This window comes from Clostridium boliviensis (genome assembly GCF_033342255.1).
Taxonomy (GTDB): Bacteria; Bacillota; Clostridia; order Lachnospirales; family Lachnospiraceae; genus Lacrimispora; species Lacrimispora boliviensis.
Genome location: NZ_JAWONS010000166.1, coordinates 1 through 438, shown reverse-complemented (window position 1 = coordinate 438; position 438 = coordinate 1). Strand labels below are relative to the sequence as shown.

At 65.5% G+C, this 438-nt stretch carries 1 protein-coding gene; it reads right to left on the bottom strand.

The features are described from left to right. Positions 1-16: 16 nt before the first annotated feature. Positions 17-438, bottom strand: a 422-nt coding sequence (locus RZO55_RS10535; RefSeq protein WP_318064240.1) for a hypothetical protein, incomplete at its 5' end; no start/stop codon positions are given.

Below are 438 nucleotides of genomic sequence, written 5' to 3'. Positions count from 1 at the left end.
GGTCCATCCTTCCCCTTCACGGGGCCGAGCCGATCCTCGCCTCCTGTTCTTCACCGACGGACTCCGGCGTGCCCAGGAGCGGTCGGAAGACGACCCGTTCCGCCTCCACCCCCAGCGCCTCCGTCAATGTCTCCTGAAGAGACGGATCCCAGCGGCGCAAAATCAGCGCCAACGCACTTCCCCCAGCCTCCGACAATGGAGCGGCCTCCACAGCGACGGCTCCCAATCGTTTCAACCGTTCCTTCACCTGATGGGAGATGTCGGAATCGAGCCGTTCCTTCGTCTGGATGAAGGCGAAGCGCGCTCCCCCCTCTTCCCAGACCGGGAGAACCAGCGGCCGCCGTTGCGGGATCGGACGCGGAAGGGGGAGCCGGAACAGGTTGCACAAGTCCTCCACCATCGCGCTGGCGGTCGGTTGTTCCCCTGCTCCCTGTCCCA